The 24012-nt window shown below is 74.5% G+C and carries 24 protein-coding genes, 1 pseudogene and 1 CRISPR repeat array; of the genes and pseudogenes, 13 read left to right on the top strand and 12 right to left on the bottom strand.

Annotated features, from left to right (window positions below; all coding sequences use genetic code 11):
- The 4 genes from HCN56_RS11045 to HCN56_RS11030 form a co-directional block, all read right to left on the bottom strand.
- Window positions 1-2699 (bottom strand): DUF5682 family protein (locus HCN56_RS11045; RefSeq protein ID WP_312871176.1); only part of this gene is annotated, 2699 nt, incomplete at its 3' end.
- A 5-nt stretch (window positions 2700-2704) separates the two neighbouring features.
- On the bottom strand, window positions 2705-3910 hold the full coding sequence (locus tag HCN56_RS11040) for an ATP-binding protein (protein WP_167969832.1): 1206 nt from the start codon (window positions 3908-3910) through the stop codon (window positions 2705-2707).
- Window positions 3907-8931: a hypothetical protein gene (locus HCN56_RS11035; protein WP_167969830.1), complete on the bottom strand. Its 5025-nt coding sequence runs from the start codon at window positions 8929-8931 to the stop codon at window positions 3907-3909. Before HCN56_RS11035 ends, HCN56_RS11040 begins: the two co-directional genes overlap by 4 nt.
- The gene (locus HCN56_RS11030) at window positions 8928-9782 is read right to left on the bottom strand and encodes a DUF4132 domain-containing protein (protein WP_167969827.1); all 855 of its coding nucleotides are present in this window, start codon (window positions 9780-9782) and stop codon (window positions 8928-8930) included. The genes HCN56_RS11035 and HCN56_RS11030 overlap by 4 nt, the downstream gene beginning before the upstream one ends.
- 595 nt (window positions 9783-10377) lie before the next feature.
- Between HCN56_RS11030 and HCN56_RS11025 the strand changes: the two genes are divergently transcribed.
- From HCN56_RS11025 to HCN56_RS11005, 5 genes are all read left to right on the top strand, one after another.
- Window positions 10378-10935 (top strand): eCIS core domain-containing protein, encoded by a 558-nt coding sequence (locus HCN56_RS11025; RefSeq protein ID WP_245246450.1) that lies wholly within the window; start codon window positions 10378-10380, stop codon window positions 10933-10935.
- A 61-nt stretch (window positions 10936-10996) separates the two neighbouring features.
- Window positions 10997-11572 (top strand): TetR/AcrR family transcriptional regulator, encoded by a 576-nt coding sequence (locus HCN56_RS11020; protein WP_312871175.1) that lies wholly within the window; start codon window positions 10997-10999, stop codon window positions 11570-11572.
- A gap of 235 nt (window positions 11573-11807) precedes the next feature.
- Window positions 11808-12707, top strand: a complete 900-nt coding sequence (locus HCN56_RS11015; protein ID WP_167969821.1) for an SDR family NAD(P)-dependent oxidoreductase — start codon at window positions 11808-11810, stop codon at window positions 12705-12707.
- A gap of 103 nt (window positions 12708-12810) precedes the next feature.
- Complete coding sequence (locus HCN56_RS11010; RefSeq protein ID WP_167969818.1) at window positions 12811-13311, top strand: DUF2975 domain-containing protein; 501 nt, start codon at window positions 12811-12813, stop codon at window positions 13309-13311.
- Entirely contained in the window at window positions 13311-13538 is a 228-nt protein-coding gene (locus HCN56_RS11005; RefSeq protein WP_167932256.1) for a helix-turn-helix domain-containing protein, read from the top strand. Before HCN56_RS11010 ends, HCN56_RS11005 begins: the two co-directional genes overlap by 1 nt.
- A gap of 477 nt (window positions 13539-14015) precedes the next feature.
- On the opposite strand, the gene HCN56_RS11000 is transcribed toward HCN56_RS11005, so the two are convergent.
- The 3 genes from HCN56_RS11000 to HCN56_RS10990 are packed head-to-tail and all read right to left on the bottom strand — an operon-like array spanning window position 14016 to window position 14915.
- Window positions 14016-14276 (bottom strand): hypothetical protein, encoded by a 261-nt coding sequence (locus HCN56_RS11000; RefSeq protein ID WP_167969816.1) that lies wholly within the window; start codon window positions 14274-14276, stop codon window positions 14016-14018.
- Entirely contained in the window at window positions 14260-14682 is a 423-nt protein-coding gene (locus HCN56_RS10995; protein ID WP_167969814.1) for a hypothetical protein, read from the bottom strand. Before HCN56_RS10995 ends, HCN56_RS11000 begins: the two co-directional genes overlap by 17 nt.
- 59 nt (window positions 14683-14741) lie before the next feature.
- A complete protein-coding gene (locus HCN56_RS10990) occupies window positions 14742-14915 on the bottom strand; it encodes a hypothetical protein (protein ID WP_167969812.1) in 174 nt (57 codons plus the stop codon).
- A 109-nt stretch (window positions 14916-15024) separates the two neighbouring features.
- On the opposite strand from HCN56_RS10990, the pseudogene HCN56_RS27230 reads away from it, so the two are divergent.
- The 8 genes and pseudogenes from HCN56_RS27230 to HCN56_RS10960 all read left to right on the top strand — a co-directional run.
- A pseudogene (locus HCN56_RS27230) lies at window positions 15025-15183 on the top strand (helix-turn-helix domain-containing protein); the annotation flags it as partial.
- Between the two features lie 78 nt (window positions 15184-15261).
- Complete coding sequence (locus HCN56_RS10985; protein ID WP_312871178.1) at window positions 15262-15852, top strand: DUF5753 domain-containing protein; 591 nt, start codon at window positions 15262-15264, stop codon at window positions 15850-15852.
- The gene (locus HCN56_RS10980) at window positions 15849-16052 is read left to right on the top strand and encodes a DUF397 domain-containing protein (protein ID WP_167969808.1); all 204 of its coding nucleotides are present in this window, start codon (window positions 15849-15851) and stop codon (window positions 16050-16052) included. The genes HCN56_RS10985 and HCN56_RS10980 overlap by 4 nt, the downstream gene beginning before the upstream one ends.
- Window positions 16053-16211: 159 nt before the next feature.
- Complete coding sequence (locus HCN56_RS10975) at window positions 16212-16418, top strand: DUF397 domain-containing protein (RefSeq protein WP_167969806.1); 207 nt, start codon at window positions 16212-16214, stop codon at window positions 16416-16418.
- Between the two features lie 180 nt (window positions 16419-16598).
- Window positions 16599-16805, top strand: coding sequence for a DUF397 domain-containing protein (locus HCN56_RS10970; RefSeq protein WP_167969804.1), 207 nt, complete (start codon window positions 16599-16601; stop codon window positions 16803-16805).
- A 102-nt stretch (window positions 16806-16907) separates the two neighbouring features.
- Entirely contained in the window at window positions 16908-17531 is a 624-nt protein-coding gene (locus tag HCN56_RS10965; RefSeq protein ID WP_167969802.1) for a histidine phosphatase family protein, read from the top strand.
- A complete protein-coding gene (locus tag HCN56_RS26360) occupies window positions 17485-17874 on the top strand; it encodes a Scr1 family TA system antitoxin-like transcriptional regulator (protein WP_312871177.1) in 390 nt (129 codons plus the stop codon). Before HCN56_RS10965 ends, HCN56_RS26360 begins: the two co-directional genes overlap by 47 nt.
- Entirely contained in the window at window positions 17867-18085 is a 219-nt protein-coding gene (locus HCN56_RS10960; protein ID WP_167969800.1) for a DUF397 domain-containing protein, read from the top strand. Before HCN56_RS26360 ends, HCN56_RS10960 begins: the two co-directional genes overlap by 8 nt.
- Window positions 18086-18155: 70 nt before the next feature.
- Window positions 18156-18795: direct repeats of the CRISPR family, unit length 29 nt; unit sequence GGGAACACCCCCGCGTGTGCGGGGAGCAG.
- A gap of 179 nt (window positions 18796-18974) precedes the next feature.
- Here HCN56_RS10960 and HCN56_RS10955 read toward each other — a convergent pair.
- The 5 genes from HCN56_RS10955 to HCN56_RS10935 form a co-directional block, all read right to left on the bottom strand.
- Complete coding sequence (locus HCN56_RS10955; protein WP_167969798.1) at window positions 18975-20486, bottom strand: hypothetical protein; 1512 nt, start codon at window positions 20484-20486, stop codon at window positions 18975-18977.
- A gap of 356 nt (window positions 20487-20842) precedes the next feature.
- On the bottom strand, window positions 20843-21826 hold the full coding sequence (gene dapD, locus HCN56_RS10950) for a 2,3,4,5-tetrahydropyridine-2,6-dicarboxylate N-succinyltransferase (RefSeq protein ID WP_167969796.1): 984 nt from the start codon (window positions 21824-21826) through the stop codon (window positions 20843-20845).
- Window positions 21823-22785, bottom strand: coding sequence for a cytochrome c biogenesis CcdA family protein (locus HCN56_RS10945; RefSeq protein WP_167969794.1), 963 nt, complete (start codon window positions 22783-22785; stop codon window positions 21823-21825). The genes dapD and HCN56_RS10945 overlap by 4 nt, the downstream gene beginning before the upstream one ends.
- Window positions 22782-23510, bottom strand: a complete 729-nt coding sequence (locus tag HCN56_RS10940; protein WP_167969792.1) for a DsbA family protein — start codon at window positions 23508-23510, stop codon at window positions 22782-22784. The genes HCN56_RS10945 and HCN56_RS10940 overlap by 4 nt, the downstream gene beginning before the upstream one ends.
- A 151-nt stretch (window positions 23511-23661) precedes the next feature.
- On the bottom strand, window positions 23662-24012 hold a 351-nt coding region (locus HCN56_RS10935; RefSeq protein ID WP_512700871.1), incomplete at its 5' end, for a sigma-70 family RNA polymerase sigma factor family protein.

The raw sequence follows: 24012 nt of genomic DNA, 5'->3' as shown, positions 1-24012 counted from the left end.
GCGGAAAGCGACTCGGTGGGCGGCGGGTCGCTGGGCGGCGGTTGGGTGAGCGCCTGTTGGGCTGCGCGGGGCTCGGCTGCGGGTAGGGCGCCGTCGGCCGAGGCGGCACCCGCGGACGCCGGCGGCGCGGGGGCCGTGTCGGGGGCGGTGCCGGACGCCGGTGTCGGCGGCGGGAGGAGACCGAGCTGTTCGAGGGCTGCGCGGGCGGCGAGGTCGGCGCGGGCGTTGACGGCGAGCGCCCCGGGGTCGGTCGGCGCCACGCTCAGGGCGGCGCCGAGTCGTTCCTCGACGACGGTGAGAAGGCGCTCCCGGGCGGCAGGGCTGAGGGTGTCGAATCCCCCGCGCAGCGACGGCAGCCGGTCGAGGAAGTCGCGGTCCGGCAGGTCGGTGACGCGTGCGAGCAGCGGGTCGAGGGCGTGCGGGACGGCCTCCAGCAGGGGGCCGGCGGCGGTCAGCAGCCCGGTGAGCCGGGCGGTGAGGGCGGCCCGCCGCTCGGGGTCGGTGGCCGCGTCGACCCACGCGGCGGCGCGCTCCCCCAGCACGGCGGGGTCCTCATGGCCGAGCAGGACGAGGACGGCGCCGGCCGCGCCCCGCATCAGCGGGGTGCCCTCGGTGGCGAGGCGGTCCAGCGCGGCGGTGAGGCGGACGCCGCCGAAGAGGTCGGCGCGGTGGGCGAGTTCGACGAGCGCGCGGGCGTCGTCGGGTTCCTCGGAGCCGGTCAGCCCGTCGAGCTGCCGCACCCCGGCGGTGGTCAGCGTCTCGCTGGTGGCCGCGCACCGCCCGGCGCGTTCCTCGTCCGCGGGGAGGCCGGGGATGTGGCCGGAGCGGACCCGGTCGACCAGCGAGAGCGCGGACAGCAGTTCGGGGAGGGTGGCGCAGCCCGGGAGCAGGTCGGCGGTCTCGGTGAGGCGTTCGTCGGCGAGGGCCGTCGTGCCGCAGGCGGCTGCGTCGTGGAGTCCGGTGAGGATCTGGGCGGCTGTCGGGCCGCCTTCGTCCCGCTCGGCGCGGTGTCGCTCACGGAGCACGCCCTCGGCGGCCTGTGCCGCGGTGACGCCGCGCACCGTGGCAGCGGTGAGCACGGCGGCGGTGGCCGGGGTCCAGCGGAGCTCCCAGCGGACGGTGAGGGCGTCGGCGCCTCCGGTGCCGGCGACATCGCGCGGTTCGGCGTAGGGGACGCCGCAGACGGTGAGGCGGCGCAGCAGCAGTTCGCGGCGGCGGTCGAGGTCGGAGCGGAGCGGGTCGAGGCGGAGCTCCCGGCTGGGCCGGGCGGGGTCGTGCGGTCCGGGCAGCCCGAGTTCGGCCAGCTCCCGTTCCACGGCCGGGGCGAGCCCGGCGCGGGGGGCTCGGGGCGTCACGGCGCCGGTGCGGCTGCCGACGAGGACCTCGTCGAGAGCGCGCGCGACGGCGCGGCCACGGCCGTGCAACTCGCCTTGGGCCAGGACGGTCTGGACAGCTTCGGCGAGTTCGCCCCGGCCGGGCGCGGGGAGGCCGCGGAGTCGGGCGAGGTCGCCGGCGAGCCGGGTGATCTCCCGGGCGTCGGCGGGCCCCGACGGGTGGCCGAGCCGCCGCAGGGCGGCGCTGATGCGGACGGCGGTGGCGGTGAGGGCGTCGGCGACGGCCCCCGGGTCCCCGCCCGCGGTGAGCACGCGGTGCTGCCACTCGGGGTCGCGGATGCCGGCGGGGTAGCCGGAGCGTTCGTCGAGCAGCGCGTAGGTGTAGGGGATCAGCGAGACGGACCACGCGTCGGCGGGGGCCGGGCCCGGGGCCGATCGCTCGCCCCGGCCGACGGTGGCGGCGGTTGCGGGGCCGGGCTCCGCGGTGTCCTCGGGAGGGTCGCCGACGGCGGTGCGGACGACGGCCTCGGGGTGGGGCCAGGGCAGGGCCTCACCCGCTCGCGGGCCGGCCCCGGCCTGCGCGGCGGTGGCCGTGCCGCCGCCCTGGCCCGTCCCGCTGTGCGGGCCCGGCAGCAGGGCGGGGGCGTGGAAGGCGCCGATGACGGCGGCGACGCGTCGGCCGTCGGCGCGGGCGGCGGCGAGGCAGCCCCGCATGTGCTGCTCCCGGGCGAGGTCCTTGGCGGGGACGGCCGTCCCGGCGTCCTGCCGGAGGGCCCAGCCGGCGAGCAGCGCCGCCCGCCGGACGGCCTCGGGGGTGGAGCCGGGCGCGGTGGCCTCGACGAGGCGGTCCCAGAGGTCGTCCCCGGCGCGGCCGGTCGCCCGGTCGCGCATGGCCTGCCAGAGCCCGCCGGCCCCGGGCACCCCGTCGGTCGGGGCCGTGTCGGTCGGGGCCGTGTCGGTCGGCTCGGCGGTGGGCGGGTCCGCGGCGGACCACGCGCGGTCGGCCAGCGGCAGGTCGCAGGCGACCACGGGCACCCCGGCCGCGGCGGCCCAGCGCACGGCGGCGAACTCCGGGGAGAACTCGGCGAACGGGTAGAACGCGGTGCCCGCGCCGCCGCTCGCGGCGGCGCGGGAGGGGACCGCCGCGAGGGCCACCGGGGCGGTGGTGGCCGGGTCGGCCAGCCACCGCAGCCAGGGCTGCGTCTCGGCCGGCAGCTCCACCAGGAGCACCTGCGGGTCCGCCGCCGTCAGCAGGGCGGGCACGGCGGCGGCGAGCGCGGGCGAGTGGTGCCGGACGCCGATGAGGTACGGGGCGTCGGGGGCGGTCAGGGTCGCCAGCGCTGCGCGGGCCGGGGCGTCGGGCACGGTGCTCAGTCCTCCAGCTCGGTCCGGAGGTCCCACAGGGCGCGCCAGGTGGCGGAGCCCTCCTCGGCGCGGCGCCGGACCGGGCCGTCCCAGTAGCCCCGCAGCCGGGCGGCGTCGGTCGGGTCGTCCTTGCGGACGACGCCGAGGAGGTGCCCGGGGAGGAGGCCGAGGACGTCGCGGTCGCCGGGGAAGTAGGCCGCGGCCAGACCGAGGGCGCCCGCGACGGCGACCGCTTCCGCGGTGCTCATCACCGTGGACGGGCGTTCGACCTCCCAGCCTTCCGCCGAGCGTCCGTCGCGGAGGTCGCGGAAGGCGGTGACGAGTGCTTCCAGCACCGCGTCGTCGACCTGGAACGCGGCGCCGGAGCGTTCCAGGGCTGCGCGGGCCTGGCGGCGGACCAGGGCCGTCTCGGCGTCGAGGTCGCCGATGGGGCCGACGGTCTCGAAGTTGAAACGCCGCTTGAGCGCGGCGGACATCTCCGAGACGCCGCGGTCGCGGAGGTTGGCGGTGGCGATGAGGTTGAAGCCGGGCGCGGCGTGGGCGGTGGCGTCGGGCCCGCCGGCGAGTTCCGGAACGGCGATCCGTCGCTCGGAGAGCAGCGAGACCAGGGCGTCCTGGACCTCGGGGAGGCAGCGGGTGACCTCCTCGACGCGGCCGACGGCGCCGCGCCGCATCGCGGTGAGGATCGGCGAGGGGACGAGCGCGTCGGGGCTGGGGCCGCCGGCCAGCAGCTGTGCGTAGTTCCAGCCGTACTTGAGTTGGTCCTCGGTGGTGCCGGCGGTGCCCTGGACGGTGAGTTGGCTGCTGCCGCAGACAGCGGCGGCGAGGAGCTCGGAGAGCATCGACTTGGCGGTGCCCGGCTCGCCGGTGAGCAGCAGGGCGCGCTCACCGGCGAGGGTGACGACGCACCGCTCGACGAGGGCGCGGTCGCCGACGAACTTGCCCTCGACGACGAGCCGCCGGGGGACGCCGGCGGGCGGCGCGGTGTCGTCGGGGAGGGTGAGCGCGACGCCGCGGGAGCCCATGACGAAGGTGACGACCGCGCGGGGCGTGAGCCGCCAGCCCGGAGGGCGGGAGCCGGTGTCGTGGGCGGCGAGGAACGCCAGCTCGGTGGCGTGGAGTTCCTCGGGCGGGACGACCTGGCGGGCGGGCGCCGGGGCGTCCGGTGCGGACGCGGTGCCGTGCGGTCCGGTCCCTGCGGGGGTGGTCATCGGCGGCCCTTCCGGGTGGTGCGGGTGGTGAGTTCCTCGTAGGCGGGGCCGTCGCCGGAGCGGACGCGTTCCCAGGCGAGGGCGAACAGGTCGGGGACGGGGAGGTGCGGGGCGGCGCGCTCGCGCCCGGTCAGCGGGTAGAGCGCTTCCTTCCAGGTCTCGACCGGCAGGGCGGGCGCCTTCAGGTCGAGCCAGCCGCAGGGCAGGAAGAGGCTGCGCCCGGCGCGGGCGCGCTTGGCCTCGACGACGAGGTCGGTGGCGGCGAGTTCGGCGCGGGCCCGCTTGGCGCGGGCGGGCTTCCAGCCGGTCCAGCGGACGCAGTTGCGGTCGGTGGGGTCGGGCAGCGCGAGCAGCTGGAGGTAGAGGACGGCCGCGTCCTCGCCGATGCCGAGTGCAGCGGCGGCCTCCGCCACGAGTTCGGGTGCGCTGCGGGAGGGGTCCTGGGCGGGTCCGGGCGGCCCGTCCGCGGCGAGCGCCCGGGCGAACCCCGCGTCGTGGAGGGTGCGCAGCACGGCCGCGCCGTGGGTGCGGCTGCCGACGAGCCCGTCGACGAGGTCGTGGGCGGGGTCGTCCGCGCCGCTCAGTCCGGCGGGGCGGACGAGGACGGCCTCGCTGCTGCCGTACCAGGGCGAGAGGACGAACACCTCGCCGACGGGGGTCAGGCCGGTGGGTGACGCCCCGGCGGGAGGCAGGTGGTGGGCGGTGCGGAGCGCGGCGGAGGTGGGCTTCCCGGTGCTGGTCCAGTTGATCTGGAGGTCGACCAGGAGCCCGGGGTCGTCGAGGCGCCGCCGCAGCGCGGCGAGGCCTTCGGGGAGGCGGGCGCGCAGCGGGTCGCCGTACGGCAGGTGGTAGGCGAGGGAGGCGAGTGCGTCGACGGCGCCGGCCAGTTGCCGCCCGTTCGGGAGCGCCTCGGGGTCGGCGGCCGCGAGGTGGCCGTGGTCGTTGACGCGCTGGACGGTGGTCCGGGTGAGCCAGGGGGTCGCGGCCGGGTTGAGCACGGGCTCCGGATCGCCGGTGATCACGCCGAGCAGGGCGAGTTCCTCGGGTATCCGGAGGCGGCCGCCGCGGAGTTCGGTCCAGCGGCGGGCCGCGGCGGCGGTGTCGGGCCCGATCGACCACAGCTGGGCGGGGTCGTCGGGGAGGAGGGCGCCGATCAGCTCGGAGGTGGTGCCCTCGCCGAGGGCGGTGAGCCGGGCATAGCCGGTCTTCCACTGCTGGGTCCTGAGCCCGGTCGGGGCGAGGACCGCGGCGTCGGGGCTGTCGGGCAGCGCGGCGAGGAGCACGGCGGCCTCCAGGGGGCCGGTCGCTCCGTCACCGATGGCGTCGGCGAGGGCGGCGGGCGCGTCGGGGTTCCATGGAGCCGGGCCCTTGTCGGTGACCAGCCAGGCGACGGGGGCAAGGCGTTCGCCGGTCCAGGGCGCGGTGCAGACCGCCGCGTTGTCGAGGGCGAAGTCGGCGACGGCGCCGAAGCGGCCGGCGGGGTCGTGGTCGAGCGCTTCCCAGTCGATCCGTCCGGTCTCGCGGTCCCAGCCACCGCCGGAGATGATGACGACGGTGCGGTCGCCGTGGCGCAGGACCTGCCCGATGCGCTCCTGTCGGTGGTGGTCGCGTGCCGGTTCGCTGATGCGGATGTGGCGGATCACCCCTGCCGCGCGGGCGAGGGGGCCTTCGCTGATCGCCTGGAAGAGCAGCAGCAGCGCGGTGCGTTCGTGGGAGGCGAGAGCGGGCGAGGCGGCGCGGTAGGCGAGGGGGCGCAGCCGTTCCAGGAGCGGCGCCCAGTCGACGGAGGAGCGGGGGACGGTGCGGTCCTCGGAGCTCCAGCCGCCGGTGAGCGGGGGCAGTGCCCGGGCGCGGGACAGCGGCTTCCCGGTGGCGGGGTTCCCGGAGAGGACGTGGTTGACGGAGCGGATCTGTCGCAGCGCGGTCCACTGGCCGCTGCCGCCCCACCATCCGCCGCCGCCACCGATGCGGCTGACGGCCTGCCGGAGGGTGCCGTCGTCGCCGTGCTCCGGCTTGTGGTCGGCGAACATCTCCTGGTTCTTGGCCGGTTGGGGGGCGGCGGGCGGGGCGGCGAACGCCACCGCGGCCTCGGTGTGGCGGAGGGTGACGCGCACCAGCCCGAGGACGCCGGTCAGCACCCGGGAGTCGTGCACGGCCGGGAGCGCGGCGGAGACGGCGGCGCGGAGCGCCTGGTCGAGGTCGTTCCCGGCGACGGCGCGCCGCTTCGCGGCGGCGGCGTCGGTGTCCGCGTCGCTGTCGGCGGCGTCGGGTTCCGCGGAGCGGGCGGCGCTGTGCTCGGCGGTGATGGTCGCGGCGGTGTCGAGGAGTTCGGTGACCTGCGCGTCGGTGAGGGTGCGCAGGGCGAGGGAGGCGGCCTCGTCGCGGGGGCGGAGTGCGTGCCAGTACTCCAGCGGCGGCACCAGGCGGGTACCGGAGGCGTATTCGCCGCCGCGTTCGCCGGTGACGACGTGGCCGAGGGCGCCGGTGGGGCTGGTGTCGTCCGTGGCGTACAGGTCGACGCGGCCGCGGCTGCGGGCGGCGACGGGTGCGGCGCCGCCCGGGAGGGCGAGGCTGCCGAGCGGGACGGGCAGGTGGGGCGGGGCGTGGCCGGTGAGGGTGACGGTGCGGCCGTCGGGGGTGCCGGCGGTGCGGTCGCCGGTGGTGCGGTCACTGCGGACCCACCGGCCCAGCACGGTGCCGTCGGTGCCGAAGGGGGTGTTCTCCAGACCGGGCTGCAGCGGGAGGACCCGGCACTCCTCGTGGAGCAGGTCGGTGTCGTCGCTGACGGCTGCGCGGAGCAGCGCGGGGAGGGACACGCGGCCGTGGGAGCCGGTGGCGGGGTCGTACTCCAGCCAGACCTGTTGCAGGCCCTGGCGGCCCTGGCGCCAGAGGGTGGTGCCGTCGCCGATGACGGGGCGGTCGGGCGGCAGGGTGGTGTCCCCGGCGTGGAGGGTGCGGCCGCCGGTCGCGCGGCCACCGCCGGGCAGCGGCACGGAGACGGTGTCGCCCGTCCCGGACCACCAGCGGGGGACGCTCTCGCCGTCGGGGGTGAACACCTCGGTGGGGCGGTGGGACCAGTAGGCGTGGAGCTTGTTCTCCTGCCACCACAGCACGAGCAGTTCGCCGTCGACGTAGCGGAAGTGGGGGCGGGCGTAGTGGTCGCGGCCGGGCGGGATGCGCAGGTCGTGGTCGAGGAGGATGCCGTCGGGGCCGACGACGAGCGCCTTGTGGCCGCGGGCGAGGATCAGCGCGGGCCAGGCGTCGGCGACGACCAGTTCGTCGGAGCCGCGGTGCTGCCGCGAGGGGGCGCGGGTCTCGGTGTCGAGGCGGCCGAGCGCCTGGTCGAGGGCGGGCCAGCCGAGTTCGTCGTAGATACCGGCCCGCAGGGTGCGGGCGAGCAGCGGGGCGGTGGGGTGGGCGGTGATCCGTGCGACGGCCTCGGGGTTGTTGGCGGCGGCGACCGGTCGGAACGGCCGGAGGTCGGTGAGGGCGAGCCGGGCGGCCGGCAGGCCGGTGGCCGCGAGGTAGCGGTCGGCGGCCTCGCCCAGCCAGGTGTGGAGCACGCGGCTGAGCACGGGGTGGGCGGCGAGGCGTTCGAGGGTCTCGCGCGAGGTGCGGTGGTCGCCGAGGGAGCCGACGGCGCGGTGGAGCAGCGGCATCAGTCGGGGGTCGGCCGCGGTGGCGGTCAGGTCGCGGCGGTCGGGGTGGTCCTGCCGCAGCCAGCGGTCCAGGTCGAGGTGGACCTCGGTCTCCGCGGGCGGCAGCGCCAGCGGGATGCGCTCGGCGGCGGCCAGGTCGAGCAGGTCGAGGTCGGCGCCCTTGCGCCAGCGGGCGGCGAAGAGGTCGACGGGGCGGCCGAGGGCCCGCAGCTGCGGCGCCATGCGGCGGACGAGGTCGAGCGTGGCGGGTGAGCGGTCGGAGGTGGCGCCGCCGTGCTTGCGGTGGGCGGCCCAGCGGGAGAGCCAGTCGGCGGGGCAGGGGGTGGCCTTGCCGTCGGATGCTCCTTCGGCGTCGGTGCCGCCGGTGAGGAGGTCGGCGGCGCCGCTGTCGCTCAGCAGTGACAGCCAGGACTCGTCGTCCGCGACGCTGCTGCCGAGTTCGGTCGGCAGGATCTCCAGGAGCCGGGCGCGGACGGCCGGTTCGCGGCGGGCGAGGTCGACGAGGCCGGAGCGGTACGCCTTCCAGAAGGAGGCGGGGGCGCGCACCACCGACGGGGAGGCGATCAGGTCGGCGAGGAAGGCCTCCTCGGCGGCCTGCCGGTCGATCCCCGCCGTCTTGATGAGGCCGCGGGCGTCCTGCGGGAGGGAGGCGTAGGGCGGCAGCCCCGCCGCGCAGCGTTCGACGGCGAGCTGCCGGTACTGCTGCCATGCCGCGGCCGGGTCGAGCCGGCGGGAGAGGTCGCGGACGTACTCCTTGAGCGCCTTGACGGTGAGGGCGCCGGCGAAGGCGAACTCCAGGAAGACGGCGCGCTGCCGGTCCTCGTCGACGGTGAGGCCGTGGACGCGTTCGGCTTCGCGGGCCTTGCCGAAGAAGGTGGCGGCGTAGGTGGTGTTCTCGTGCCGCAGGAAGATCCGGGCTGCCTGCTCGTGGAAGGTGGGGAGGAAGTGGGGGACGGCGCGGCCGAGGCGGTCGGCGAGTGCCTCGAACCCCTCCTTGGCGGCGCCGGCGCGGGACTTGGCCTGCCGGGCGAGGCGTTCGATGTCCTTGACCAGCGCGAGGGCGTGGTGGCCGTTGGCGGGGTCGTTGACCAGCGCCCAGGCGGGGAAGCCGAGGGTCTCGCGCCGCACCTGGCCGACGACGGGTGGCTCCGCCTGGCGGGTGAGGCCGAGGAAGTCCAGCGCGAGGTCCTCCGCCTCGCCGAGGGTCCCGGGGACGAGCCGGACGACGGGGCGGTCGTCGAGGGCGGGGTGGGTGTAGGTGCGCGCGGTGAGGACGTCGGCGTCCTCACGGTCAGTGGTGCCCGTCGGCAGCACGGCGCCGGCGTCGAGCATCAGCGCGGTGGTGGTGTCCTGACCGGTCATGCTGCCTTCTCCTCGTCCTCGGTGTCGCGTCCCGCATGCAGGGCGGCGGCCATCCGCATGCCCTCGGACCAGGCGACCGGCCCGATGTCCCCGGCGCGCAGGGCGCGTCCGGCGGTGTCCGACCAGCCGAGCGTGCCGGTCTCGGTCTCGCCGTAGGTGTCGTAGTCGCCGATCCAGACGCGGCATTCGACGGCCAGGCCGTTCTCGACGACGGGGCAGACGGCGTAGCCGCCGCGGACGCGGTAGCCGAGCTGGACGGTGCGGCCCTGGAGGAAGCGGAGTTCCTTGTAGACGCCGCCGGCGTAGGTGTCGACGTGGCCGGTGTCCGGCGCCAGCCCGGGGGGCTTGGGCCAGACTTCGCGGAAGAGCTGGCCGGCGCGCTGGTCCACGCCGAGTTCGACGGCGAACTCCCGCAGCTCGTCGAGGTCCTCCAGCAGCACGGGGTGCGGGATGCGGACGAGCGCCGGGGAGATGCGCACGGTGTCGCCGTCGAGGTCGACCAGACCGAGACCGCGCTCGGGGTCGGCGTCCCGCAGGAATCCCGCGACGGTGCCGTCGTCGCCGGTGACGACGAGGTCCCGGAGCACCGCCTGCCAGGCCGGGTCCGGCCAGACCGTGGCGAGGGCGGCGAGCGGCACCGGTAGCGACCGCACCATCCAGCGCTCGACGTCGGCGAGGCATTCGCGTTCGTGGCGTTCCAGCCACTCGGCGAGCTGCTTGAGCCCGAGGACCGCAGGGTCCTCGCCGATCTTCGGCGGCACGCTCTTCAGCCGCCTGCCCGACGCGTTGCGGCAGACGACCTTCCCCGCTTCGAGGGCTACCTCGTAACCGCCCGCTTCGACCCACCCCATTGCGTGCCTCCCACGCCACACGAACAACTGACGGACGACCGGAAACAGATGCCCCGGTCACGTGCTCCGAACGCTACGACCGACCACTGACACACGACCCCGATCCGGGGGTCACGGTGGCGACACGACGGTGTCGACGGCCCCCGGATCACGACGAGACGGCGCGCGACGGTACGGCGAACTGCCTGGTGAGGCGGCTCGTTCTCTACGGACGCCGGATCGGGCGCTGCGGTTCGCTCCCGTGCGCCCCCTCCGCTGTCCCGGCGGCGAGGGAACGGCGGCGAGGCCTGGACGCCGGCGGCAACAGCAGCGAGCGGGCGCACACTTCCCGCCGCGGCTCGACGCACGCCGGGTCGCACGCACCGCGCGGTGCGACCGGATGCGCACGCGGCAGACGCGGCACGCACGCGTCCGGAGTGCCCCTGTGTCTGCCCCGCCGGACGTGCCGCGCGCGCCGTCTCCCCGGCCATACTGGGCGGGTCGCTGTCGGTCTCGGAGGGAGCAAGTGGTGCGCGCACACGGGTCGGGGAGCCGGCAGCCCTCGGACAGGCAGGCGTCGCGTCCCGGCGCTCGGCGGGGCGGGCCGGTCCACCAGATGCTGCGGCTGCAGCAGGCGGCGGGCAACGCCGCGGTGGCGCGAGCCGTCGAGGAGGCGCGGCACGAGCACGGCCCCGGTTGCGGCCACGGCCAGGCGGACGCCGCACCGGCCGGGCAGCTCGACCTCATCAACGAGGCGATGGCGACGCCGAGCACCCAGCTTCCGGGTGCGTTCCTCTCCAAGGCGCAGTCGTTCTACCAGAACGACCGGCTCTCGGCGGGGCGGGTGCACAGCAACCCGACGGCGCAGCGGGCGACCGAGGCGATGGGCGCGCGGGCCATGACGATCGAGAACCACATCTTCCTCGGCGCCTCCGCCATCGGGGACACCGAGACGCTCGCGCACGAGGCGAGCCATCTCAACGCCAATCTCAGCGGCGTGAAGGAGACGGGACGCGACAACGGCGCGGGGGTCACGGTCACCGACCCGGGGCAGTCCTCGGAGGTGGCCGCGACCGCCGACGGCGCCGCGTTCGCCGCGGGCGCGGAGTTCGCCCCCTCCGTGGTCGCGCAGCGGTCCGCCACCGACGCCCACGCCGAGGACGCCACGGCCTGAGCGGCTGCGCGGAGGCAGGCGGCGCCGGCTGCCGCACCGGGCGGCCGACTATCCTGCTGGCGTGGCACCACCAGGCGAACAGCAGCCCCCGCGGCTCCGTGCGGACGCCGCGCGCAACCGTGCGCGGGTGCTGCGCGCAGCCCGCGAGCAGTTGGCGGCCGGCGACGACTCGTTGCAGCTCAACACCATCGCGCGACTGGCGGGGGTGGGCGTGGGCACGGTCTACCGCCACTTCCCCGACCGGCAGGCTCTGGTGGCGGCGCTCTCCGTCGAGCGGTTCCAGGAGCTGGCGGAGGCGGTCCGCGCGGCGGTTGCCGAGGGCGGGGCGGCGATGGCCGTCCTGCACCGGGTGGCCCGCCTGGCGCTGGCGTTCATGCTGGAGGACTCGCGACTGGCGGCCGTGCTGGAGGCCGGTGACGGCGACCCGCAGGTGGCCGAGTCCACGGCGGAGGTCGACGCGGTCCTCGGCTCCCTGCTGGGCCAGGCGCAGCGTGACGGGGACGTGAAGGACACCGTCACCGCCGAGGACCTGCGGCTGCTGCTGTGCGGCGTCGCCGCGGCGGTGCGCGCCGGCGGCCCGGACCGCGCCGAGCCGTACCTCGCCGTGCTGCTGGACGGGCTGCGGCCGCTGCCCTGACGGCTCGGTACCGCAGTTCTGCGGTGCGGCACCACTGACCGGCGGTGCGGTCGAGCCGCGTCGACCAGCCAGTTTCTCGACGGACGCCCTCTCCGGGAGCGGCCCGCGACCGTCGCCGGCCTGCTTCACCACACCCACAAGCGGATACCCATCCGCTTGCTCTGCTAGCCTGCCCGGAGATAAACGGATGCCCATCCGTTTTGATGACAGGGCACGACGGAGGAGTGAGTCGGAGATGACACGACGAGCAGTGGTGACGGGCGGGACCGGCGGCATCGGCTTGCAGACGGCCCTGGGACTGGCGGCCGCCGGTCACGCGGTGACCGTGGTCGGCCGGAGCGCCGAGCGCGGCGCACGGGCGGTGGAGCGGATCGAGGCGGTCGCGACGGCGGAACCGCCACGCTTCCTCGCCGCCGACCTCGCCTCGCTCGGCGCGGTACGGGAGCTGGCCGGCCGACTGGCCGACGACGGACCGCTGAGCGTCCTCGTCAACAACGTGGGCACCTTTGCCACGGAGCGACGCCTCACGACGGACGGCGTCGAGGCGAACTTCGCGGTCAACCACCTGTCGCCCTACCTCCTCACGGAGTTGCTGGTCGACACCGTCGCCGCCTCCGAGCGCGGCCGGGTGGTCAACGTCAGTTCGGCGTCGGTGCGAGCGGCGAGCCGGCAGGGCTTCGACACCGTCGAACCGCGCGGCGGCTACTACGCGTTCCACTGGTACGGCCGCGCGAAGCTGGCCAACCTGGCGTGGACACTGGAGTTGGCCAACCGGCTGCGGGACCGCGGGGTCGGTGTCCTCGCCGCGGACCCGGGCGGGGCGGCGACGGAGATGACCGACTCCACGATGACCAGGCCGGCGATCGTCCACCCGGCGATGCGGACGCTGTGGCCCGTGCTGCGCCGGGTCTTCGCACGGTCCACCGCCGGACCGGCCGACCTCGCGGCCCGGTCCTCGATCGCCGCCGCGATCGACCCCGCATTCGACGGGCGGACCGGGCTGCTGCTCGGCCCGGACTGCACGCCGACCACTCCCCACCGCCGCAGCACCGACCCGGCGACAGTGCGCGCGGTCCTGGAGCTGAGCCGGCGACTGGCCCCGCTCTCCGAGCCGAGCACCTCGGCGCCGGCCTGAGCGGCAGCCGCCCCCGGCGCCGCCACCCGAGCGCGGCGCCTCGAAACCCCGGCCCCGCACGGGATCGATTGACTTTCGATAGATATCTATCGATACTCGATACATGAACCAGCTCTTCATTGGCACGCTCCGCTTCGGTATCGCAGCGGCGATCGCGTTCGGGCTCTTCGGCCAGCTCGTGGTCATCCCGACGACGGCCGCCCACGAGGTCGACCGCTTCCCGCCCTACGAGCCCTTCGCCGTGCCGTACGTGACCGTGGCGATCATCGGCGTCGCCTGCATCCAGGTCGCGCTCGTCGCCACGTGGCTGCTGCTCGACATGGTCAGCCAGGACGCGATCTTCACACCGCGTGCCTTCCGCTGGGTCGACGTCATCATCGGGTCCTCGCTCGTGGCGACCCTGCTGGCGCTCGGGGTCACCGGGCATCTGGCCCTGGCCGACATCCCCACGCCGTACGACGACGACATGCAGTCGATCGGCGCCCTGGTCGCGGCTGCCGTGTGCGTCGGCATGGGTGCGGCGTTCGCGATGCTGGTCGTCGTCATGCGGGGCCTGCTGCGCAAGGCGACGGATCTGCAGACCGAGATCGCCGAGGTGGTCTGATGGCGATCATCATCGACCTCGACGTCCTGCTCGCCGAACGCAACCTCTCGGTGGGCGAGTTCGCCGCCGCCGTCGGTATCACGCCCGCGAACATCGCCGTGTTGAAGAACGGCCGCGCCAAGGCCGTGCGGTTCACGACGCTCGACGCGATCTGCCGCACGCTCGACTGCCAGCCCGGCGACGTGCTGCGCTGGGTGCCCGACAGCGAGACGCCCGAAGGGGATTGACCGAGGGCCCGCCACGCGGTGGGTGCGCACGCCGGGTGAGTCGGTGAACAGCTCTGCTCTCCATGCCTGTTGCTCAATCGAGTCGCCCCCGGAGCAGGCGCCGAGGCCGGCCGCTCCACCAGGAAAGCGGAGGGTGGTTGCCGCATCCGCGGCAGCGCGCACAGGCTCCACCCCCGTGATCCGCGTAGCCGAGGAGACAGCCCTGGCCTGGCAGGCAGTGCCCCGGCCTCGGGAGGGTTGAGACCGGGGCACCGGAGCGCCGGCCACTGCCACCCTGCGCCGTTCGGCTCGTGGCGCCGGCGCGCAGTGGATACCGCTCGGGCGTGACTCAGCGGCGCGAGGAGGCGGGTGGAGGCGGGTGGAGGCGCGAGGCAAGCATGTCGGGAGGTTGCGGCCCGGCGGCGGGGCGAAGATCTCGTCGCCAGAGGAGGTCACGGCTCAAGACCGCGTGACGGTGGACAGCGCGTGGCCTTGGGGTCAGCGCACCCAGGAGGCGCGCACCGGCCGCGCGGGCCGTGCGCGGCGAGCGGGGCGGACAGGCCGGATCACCGTCACGTCGCGGTCCGACGGCAGGTGCAGCCGGACGTTCCGGTCGAGCTCCAGCCAGGTGGTGCCGCCTCGGTGGGCGGCTGCGGTGACGCGTAGGCATGAGCCGGCCAGCGTCATGAAGTCGCTGGCTCGTATCTCGACGGCGGGGAAGGACATCGCTGCGGCGCGCAGGTCATCGACGATCGGCACGGCTGCTCCCGAAAGGGGCGAGGACGGGACGGAGGATAGGCCGAGCGGCCAACGAGTAGAGGACTTCGACGTCGGCGGACCCGCAGACGCGGTCCGGGCCCCGGGCGTTGGCACTGATCGGCTGCCCGTCCGCCAAGGCGGCGCACTGCACCGAACGGAACGCTTCGTCGGCCGCCCACTCCCGGAAGACGGCTGACACCGGGCTTGCGTACCCGCTCTGGCCGCTCTGCTCCGACTCGAACGACTCCAGGACGGCTGCGAGCCGTTCCGCTTCGCCGTGCAGCCAGTCCACGGCGGCAGAAGCGGTGTCGAACCAGGCACCTGCCAGGTGCCACTCCCCGCCTGCGTCCGGCGATCGCACCGTGGCGTCGGCCCAGTAGCCGTCGACAGCACGGTCGGCTGTCACGACCAGGTCTCCACGGGTCGCGGGCGAGTGCGCAGCGTCGCCGGCCGAGCGCCGGGGCGTCACTTGCCCAGCTCCTTGAAGTGGGCATCGACGGAGGCCCCCAACTTGGCAAGTATCAGCCTCAGTTCATTCAGGGACAGCCGTTCGATCGCAGCGCCCGACGCCGGCGGCTCGGGCCGCTCCGAGGCCTGAACAGGGCGATCCGCGTCATCGGGGTCAACCTCAGCACCCACGCCTGCTTCCTCTCCGTAGCTTATCCACTACCAAGCGGGCTCAGCGTGGCCTACTGTCGGCCATCCCATCAACTTGCGCATTCTGATTGGCAAGGCCCAGGGAGACGGCGTGAACCGACGTGACATTGACCCGACCACCTCAGCAGCAGCCGCCTTCGGCGCGCGTCTCCGCAGCCTGCGAGACGAACGAGGGTGGACACAGGAGGATCTGGCGTCTCGCATCGGTTGCACGGGCAGCCACATCTCGGCCGTGGAAACAGGTCGCAGGTCCCCAACTCAACGCTTCGCAGCAGGCGCTGACCGGGCTCTCGGGACCAGCGGGCGGCTCGAACGTCAGAGCCGCTCGGTGCGCGAGACGTCTCTGCTGGAGGGGTTCCCGGAGTTCGTGGCACTGGAGGCATCCGCTGCTGAAATTCGACTGTTCGAAGTCGGCATCATCCCGGGGCTGCTCCAAACGCCCGACTACGCGGAGGCGATCACGCGCGGCGCGGTGCGCCGGGGAGCCATCACCGAACAGCAGGCGGAGGAACGTCTCACCCTGTTGGCCAAGCGGCAGGACTCGCTTCTGCGGTCCCCCGCACCTTTGGTTTATGCCGTTCTCGACGAGGGCTGCATCAGGCGCACTGTAGGCGGACCACAGACCATGGCGGCGCAGCTCGACCACCTCCTGCTCCTCGCCGAGCGCTCCTCCGTGGTAGTCCAGCTGACTCCGTTCGACCTCGGTGAACGACGTGCTTTCGACCTTCCGGTGACACTCCTTACGCTGCGCGACCGATCGCAGATCGCGTACTCGGAGTCCGCGCAGTCCGGCCGTCTTGAGCGCGAAACGCGCTACGTTCAGCCCTTGGTGACCGCCTACCATCATCTCCAGGTCGAAGCGTCACCGCAGGAGCAGTCGCTCGCCGCTATCGAGCAGCTACGAAAGGGCACACCGTGACCGAGTCCCCCCGTTGGTTCAAGTCCTCCTACAGCAGCAACGGCGGCCAGTGCATCGAGATTGCAACCAACCTCGTCGCGACGCACGGCACGATCCCTGTCCGCGACTCCAAGAACCCCACCGGCCCGGTGCTCTCGATACAGCCGAACGCCTTTGCCTCCTTCGTGGGGAGTGTCAAGAGGTCTACTTTCGGTAACTGATCTCACCGCCGCACGTGGCTTGCTCGCCGTCGCCGTGCAGCGGTACCGCTGGGGATGTAGCTGAGCCGAACCTGGCAGTAGTGCTCCGGGGCGCGAGTCCTGTGTGTACGCCCCACGAAGTGCCGGAGTCGATCGCGAACGATCAGGAAGGCAGTTCTCATGCTCCACGCGTCGGTTGACTGGTTCAGCTCCTCCTACAGCGGCAACGGCGGCAACTGCATCGAGGTCGCCACCAACCTCGTCGCGACGCACGGCACGATCCCTGTCCGCGACTCCAAGAACCCTGACGGCCCGGTGCTCGAACTGTCGGCCACCGCCTTCGCGGCCTTCATCAATGGCGTCAAGCCGAGCGCCGTCATCGGCTGACCGCGCTACCAGCGCGCACTCCCCCGCTGCGCCCCACGCAGCGGGGGAATCGCGGGGCAACGAGACGGCCCCCGATCTTGCCGGTGGCGATGCCGGCAGTGAGCCCTGTGCGGCAGCGAAGCGCATGCGCGCCTCCCCGGAGTGCCGGGGTCGATCGCGAACGATCAGGAAGGTAGCCCCGTGTTCCATACTTCGCTTGACTGGTTCAGCTCCTCCTACAGCGGGAACGGCGGCGACTGTGTCGAGGTGACCGCCGACCGCGTCGCAACCCACGGCACGGTCCCTGTCCGCGACTCCAAGAGACCAACAGGTCCCGCCCTCGCAGTGCCCGCCGCCGCCTTCGCCACCTTCGTGACCGGCATCAAGTCCAACTCCATCCAGGACTGACCGGCACCGCCTTGCGGCTGAAGCGCCGCCACGCCATCGGCGTGGCGCCGCTTCGCGCGACGGCGGTCTCCCGATCGTTCATCAAGGCTGAAAGGCACCTCCATGACCGCCAGTGCGACCCGCTTCCTCTACCTCGCCCGTCACGCCGAGGCAGCCCCGGAGGGGGCCGGGCTGACGGATGTCGGCCGCCGCCAAGCCGTGCTCCTCGGGCGGCGCCTCCGCGAGACGCCACTGACGGCGATCCACCACGGACCACTACCCCGAGCGGAGGAGACCGCCGAGCTGGTCGGCGAACAACTCGGCGCACTCCCCCGGTACCGATCCGAAGCGGCTGGCGACTACATACCTGACACGCCAGCCCACGAGGAGCTGCCGCCCACGGTGGCCGGCCCATGGACCGAATTCCTGAACCGCTTCTCCGTGGAGGAGCGCGAGACCGGATCAGCACTCGCGGCGTCAGCGGTCGAGACGTTCACCGGCCCAGTATCCGGGGACGAGCCCCGACACGAACTCGTCGTCACCCACACCTTCCTCATCAGCTGGCTCGTGCGAGCCGCCATGGACGCGCCCAACTGGCGCTGGATGGGCATGAACCACGCCAACGCGGGCCTCACCGTCATCCGTTACGCCCCGGACCGCCCCGCCACCGTGCTCCTCTTCAACGACACCGGCCACCTCCCTGCCGACATCCGCTGGACCGGCCTCCCGCCGGAACTGCGCGTCTGAGGGGCCGCGGCTGGCCCCGCACCCAGGTCGGCGGGCCATCCGTCATGGGCGGCAACTCGCACATCTACCGCAAGCTGCCGAGACCTCGCACGTCGATCTTCAGGTAGTCCCCTTCTCCGCCGGCGCGGCGGCGTCTCAAGTACTCCCGTTCACTCTGCTTACCTTCGAGGCTTCGCCGACCGTCCTCTACTCAGACGATCCGGAAGGAGGCAGGCTCTATGACAGAGCGGCCAGCGTCGCAGCCGCCCTCCAGAGCTATGAGCGGCTGAGGGCGCACGCGATGGCCCCCGATGAATCGGTTGCCCTGATCCAGCGGTTGCACAAGGAGTACACGCATGAGTAACGGCCTCGACGGCGCCCCAGTGTGGCTCACGTCGTCCTACAGCGGTTCCAACGGCGGCCAGTGCATCGAGGTCGCCACCAACGTCGCCACCTCACACGGCCAGGTCCCCGTCCGCGACTCCAAGAACCCCGCCGGACCCAGCCTGGCGATCCCTACCAACGCTTTCGCCGCGTTCGTGGACAGACTCAAAGCGGGTTCGACCCTCACCTGAGCACTCGCGCCACCCGGAGCCCCGCCGCGCACATCGCGCACGACGGGGCTCCGCCGCACCAAAAGGGGTCACGGATACCCCCGCGCGTGCGGGGAGCAGTCCGCCTCGTGCATCAGCGGGTCGCTGATCCAGGGAACACCCCCGCGTGTGCGGGGAGCAGGAGGGCGCCACCGTCGTGTTCGCCGCGCCGGCGGGAACACCCCCGCGTGTGCGGGGAGCAGCGTACCCACGTGTGCTCGCCGTACCGCTTGGTGGGAACACCCCCGCGTGTGCGGGGAGCAGAAGACCGACCAGGCCGCCCGCGGCGAGGAGACGGGAACACCCCCGCGTGTGCGGGGAGCAGAGCAGCCCGCGCGTCTTCCGCGGCGTGTTGTTGGGAACACCCCCGCGTGTGCGGGGAGCAGTCGGGCCCGGCCCCCGGGTGTGGGGGCGGGCCGTGGAACACCCCCGCGTGTGCGGGGAGCAGATCCCCGACCTGGTCAACGGCATCATCGACTGGGGAACACCCCCGCGTGTGCGGGGAGCAGTCGCGCGACATGCCGAGCGCCTGCGCCAGCTCGGGAACACCCCCGCGTGTGCGGGGAGCAGGCACTCGAAGACCTCGGCGTCCTGAGCGCCGCGGGAACACCCCCGCGTGTGCGGGGAGCAGACAACCTCGACGTTCCGCACACTCCACGTGCCGGGAACACCCCCGCGTGTGCGGGGAGCAGAGTGCGTGACCTGGGGCGTTAACTGGTGAGTAACAGGATTTTACTTACTTTGCCAAACTCCGGCATTTCTCCCATTCCTCTCCCCCGCGCCAGCCAACCGCCACCGCCACCGCGCCGCCCCAGTGGGACTCGGTACCCGGTCCTGGGGCGGCGCGGTCGGGATGCGGCGCTGCGCGGGGTCAGTCGGTGGTGCGGCTGCGGGCGCGTTCGGCGGCGGCGCGGGCCTCCTTGGCCAGCGACTCGTCCGGGTGCAGGCGCCCCACGGCCTCCAGCACATCGGTGGTGGCCGGGTGGTCCACCTGCCAGGCGTGCTCGAAGAAGCTGCTGTGCTGCGCGGAGAGTCCGCTCACCAACTCACGCAGCCCGGCCGGGTCCTCGTTGTCGAGCTGGGCGGCGAGGGTGTCGACCGTGAGCCAGAAGATCAGCTCCTCGGACGGCGGCGGCACGTCGGCGGCCCCGCGTTCGGTGAGCCAGACGCGGGCCAGGCCGCCGAGGTGCCGGTCGTCCAGCACGCCGCGCAGCGCCGGCTCGCCCTCCGGGCCGAGCACCGACAGCGCCAGCTGCGCGGTGAGGCGGCGGCCCGGCGCGAGCGGGTCGTCGCCGCGTGCCGCGTCGAGGAGTTCCAGCGCGGCGTCCCGCGGCTCGCGGGCGGCGATCCACGCGGTGGCCTCGGCCTGGGCGGCCGGCTCGGGCAGGTCGGTGAGGGCCAGCAGCAGCACCTCGGCCTTCTCCCCCGACAGGTCACCGACGGTCGGCACCTGGAGCCCGGCGCCCAGCATGCGCTCCCGCACCCCGTACAGGCCGAGGGTGGTGAGGCGGACCTGCCCGTAGCGGGTGAGGTCCTCCTCCTCGTCGGGCAGCGGCGGCGCCTCGGGCTCGCCCTCCATGGTGATGAGCGCGTCGTCCACCGGGTCGTACTCCAGCAGGCCGGTCCCGGTCAGGACGCGGAACTGCTCGTCCAGCCGCATCATGACGGTCGAGACCTCTTCGAGGACCTCGTCCGTGGGCTCCCGCATGTCGTCAGGGACGACGAGGGAGGCGGCGACCACCGGCAGCGGCACCATCGCGCCCTCGGCCACGTCGGTGTCGCCCGCGGTCAGCATGTAGAGGTTGGCGAGGACGGTGTCGAGGAACTCGCCCTCCTCCTCCGGGTCCCAGTCCAGCGCGTCGAGGTCGATGGAGTTCGGGTCGATCTCCCCGGCGTCGTCCACCGCGCCCTCCATGCCGGAGAGCAGCGACTCGAAGCTGGGGGTCGCGGCGTCCGCGAGGACGGCGTCGAGGCCGCCGGCCCAGATCTCCAGCACGTCGGACGGGGTGCCGCCGTCGAGCAGCGCCAGTTCCTCACCGGCGCGGGCGGTGCCGACGGCGGTCTCGCCGTCGTCCGGCACGCCGTCGCTGTCGACGCCCTCGTCCTCCTCGATCTCCATCAGACCGGTGTCCACGGCGAAGCACCACGCCTCGGCGGTGGCCGCCGGGCCGTCCTCGTCGTCGGAGAGTCCCAGCTGGGCGACGGCACGCACGAGGTCGGCGTCGAGCAGTTCACCGCCGGCACCGACGCGCACTCCGGACTCGGCCCAGTGGGCGAGCTGCGCGGCGCGGGAGAGCAGCGGGGAGGTCAGCGCCTCCCGCGCCAGCTCGGCCTCGTCGGGCAGCCGCACGGGCGGCAGGATGGGACGGTCGGCACGGGTCATCGTGCGGGGCTCCTCGGTCGCGCTGGGCTTCGGCGGTGCCCCAGCCTAGTGTGGATTTGTCCACCCCGGGCCCGCTCCACGGACGCGATCGCGTGTCCAGCCGACACGCCGCCGACAGTGAGCCGAAAGGCCGGTACCGGCCCTGCCGGGCGGCCCTTGCCGCCCCTCCGCCGCGCCGGCTCCGGGCCGGGCGTGCGGACCCGCCACCGGAGACACGCGAGGGGCCCGGCGGGTTCGCCCGCCGGGCCCCTCGACCGACCGCATGCGGACCCCGCCGGTCCGCCCGACCGCCGCCCGCGCCCGGAAGCAGGGCGGACGGGCGGCGGAAGACGAAGCGGACTCGCGCCCGGGCCGCGTCAGTTGTGGCTGTGGAGCGCGGCGTTGAGGCCGCCCCAGGAGCCGGTGCGCTGGAGCGCCTCGACGGTGCCGGTGGTGGAGTTGCGGCGGTACAGCAGGTTGCTCGCGCCGGACAGCTCCACGGCCTTGACGGTCTCGCCGTCCGGCAGGGTCACGCGGGTGCCCGCGGTGACGTACAGCCCGGCCTCGACGACGCAGTCGTCGCCCAGCGAGATGCCGATGCCGGCCTCGGCGCCGAGCAGGCAGCGCTCGCCGAGCGAGATGGTCTGCTTGCCGCCGCCGGAGAGGGTGCCCATGATCGAGGCGCCGCCGCCGATGTCGGAGCCGTCGCCGACGACGACCCCGGCGCTGATGCGGCCTTCGACCATCGAGGTGCCGAGGGTGCCCGCGTTGAAGTTGACGAAGCCCTCGTGCATCACGGTGGTACCGGACGCCAGGTGGGCGCCGAGGCGGACGCGGTCGGCGTCGGCGATGCGGACCCCGGCGGGGACGACGTAGTCGGTCATCCGGGGGAACTTGTCGACGCTGGTCACCGCGAGGTGGGCGCCGGTGGCGCGGGCGGCGAGGCGGACCTCCTCGACACGGTCGACCTGGACGGGACCGAGGGAGGTCCAGGCGACGTTGGCGAGCAGACCGAAGACGCCGTCCAGGTTGGCGCCGTGCGGGGCGACCAGCCGGTGGCTGAGGAGGTGCAGGCGCAGGTAGGCGTCGTGCGCGTCGACCGGCTTGTCGGCGAGGGAGGCGATGACGGTGCGCACCGCGACGATCTCCACGCCGCGGACCGGGTCCGGGCCGAGGATCTGGGCGACGCTCTCCCCGAGGGCCTCGCCGGCGTGCACCGGGTTGAGGCGCTCGCTGCCGGCCGGGCCGGGCTCGGTGACGAGTTCGGGGGACGGGAACCAGGTGTCGAGGACGGTGCCGTCGGGGGTGACGGTGGCGAGGCCGGTGGCGACGGCGCCGGAGGCGGTGTGAGGTGCGGTCATGGTCCACACGCTAACCGGCGGTCCGAGCGCCGGGCCAACCGGTCCGGGGCGCGGACCGGCGCGTCGGCCGGCGACCGGATCGGCGGCGGCGACCGGATCGGCGGCGGCGGCAGCCCGGCGGCGGGGGCGGGACGCCGGCGGGTGTACAGCGCCCAGCCGGCGAGCAGCACCGCGGCGGCGAGCAGCACGAGCAGGACGTCGACGAGCGGGCCGCTCCAGCGGGTGACGCCGTTCTGCAGCCAGGCCAGGGTCGCGGTCGGTACCGGGTCCGGCGCGTTCAGCAGCCCGTCGGTGAGCCAGAAGAAGACGCCCAGGGCGGCGATCAGCCCGCCCGTGATCAGCGAGGTGGTGTGCAGGCGTCGGCCCCGCACCCGCAGCTCCCGGCCGCGCAGCCGGCGGCGACCGCGCTCGCCGAGCCGGTGCCAGAGCGCGGCGAGGGCCAGTAGCGGCACCACGGTTCCGGCCGCGTAGACGGCGAGCAGCAGACCGGCCGTGGCGGCGTCGCCGCGGGCGGCGGCCAGCGTCAGGACCGCGCCGAGGATCGGCCCGGCGCAGAACCCCGCCACTCCGCCGGTGGCGCCCAGCAGGAGGCTGCGGAGCAGGCCGGACCGCGCGGTGGCGGTGTGCCGCTGCAGCGCCCGGACGCCGGGCAGGACGCGTGCCGGGTCGAAGCCGAGGCCGACGGCGTGGAGCACGCCCAGCACCACCAGGGTGGCGGCGGTCACGAGGATCATCGTCCCCCGGTGGGCGACCAGGACCGATCCGGCGGCGCCGGCGCCCAGGCCCAGCGGCACGAGGGTGAGGCACAGCCCGGCGTAGAAGGCAGCGCCGTGGGCCGCGAGGCGGGGACCCGCTCCGACCGTGGTGGCGAAGAAGGCGGGGAGCAGCATCGCGCCGCAGGGGCTGAGCAGGGCGAGCGTGCCGCCCGCGAACGCCGCCGCCGGGCCGATGTCCGTCATCGGGCACCGTCCGCCGCCGCGAGCGCCTCGTCGATGGCGGCGGTGAAGACCTCGGGCGGCTGGGCGCCGACGACGGGTCGGCCGTCGAGCAGGAACGACGGGGTGGAGACGGCGCCGAGTGCCTCGGCCTCGGCGGCGTTGCGCGCGGTCATCGCGCGGGTGGCGTCCGCGGTGAGGTCCTCGGTGAACCGGTCGGCGTCCAGGCCCAGTTCCGCTGCGAGTTCGACCAGGGACTCCTGACCGAGCCCGTCGGCGCCGCGGGTCGCGCCGTCGGCGAACAGCGCGTCGTGGAACTCCTGGTGCCCGCCCTGGAGCCCCGCCGCGTAGGCGGCGCGCGCCGCACGGTCGGAGGGTTCGCCGAAGATGCTGATGTCGCGCCATTCGATGCGCAGTTGGCCGTCGGCCACGTACTCGCGCAGCGCGGGGAGGGTGTCGGTGGTCCAGGCGGCGCAGAAGGTGCACTGGTAGTCGGAGTAGACGATGAGGCCGACCGGGGCGTCGGGGGGCCCCTCCGCCAGGGGGTCGCCGCTCTCGCGTCGCTCCAGCCCCGTCAGGTCGGGCAGTTCCGAGCCCGCGGCTGTGCCGTCGCCGGCGGCGGCCGCGCCGTCGTCGGAGGAGCCGCGCTGCCCGAGGAGCAGCAGCGCGATCACCACGGCGGTGACGGCGACAACCGCGAGGGGGAAGAGCCGGCCGCGGCGGCTCGTGGTGGGGTGCGGGGCGGTCACGTGCTCCTCCAGATGCGCGGACGGCAGGCGGGAACACCCCCGGATTGACGGTGTGTCGCCCGGTGTTCCACTGAGCGTAGTCAATCACGGTCGGGGCGGTCGCCGGTCCCGCGGTGCGGGGGCGGGCGGCAGTCGCTCGCGGGGGCGGGCCTCAGCCGCCGTCCGGCAGGAGCCGCGGCCAGCGGGTGAGCTTCGCGGGGTTCTGCTGGATCCACACCTCGGTGACGCGTCCGTGGCGGCTGTCGAGCGTGACCACGCCGACCAGGGCGCCGTCGGCGACCAGGAGCAGGCCGGCGCCGTCGGCGGTCGCGGCCGGGGCGAGCCGCACGCGCGGGTTCTTGGCGAGGACGCCGACGAGGAACCTGCCGATGTCGCGTGCCCCGCGGACCGGTCGCCGTGCGGCGCGGACCACGCCCCCGCCGTCGGAGCGCAGCGCGGCACCGGGGTCCAGCAGCGCCACCAGCCGCTCGATGTCGCCGCCGCGGCAGGCGGCGGCGAAGGC

The sequence above is a fragment of the Streptomyces lonarensis genome, assembly GCF_012033735.1.
Classification (GTDB): Bacteria; Actinomycetota; Actinomycetes; order Streptomycetales; family Streptomycetaceae; genus Streptomyces; species Streptomyces lonarensis.
Note: the sequence above shows the minus strand (reverse complement) of the source record. Positions and strands in the feature narration are given on the sequence as shown.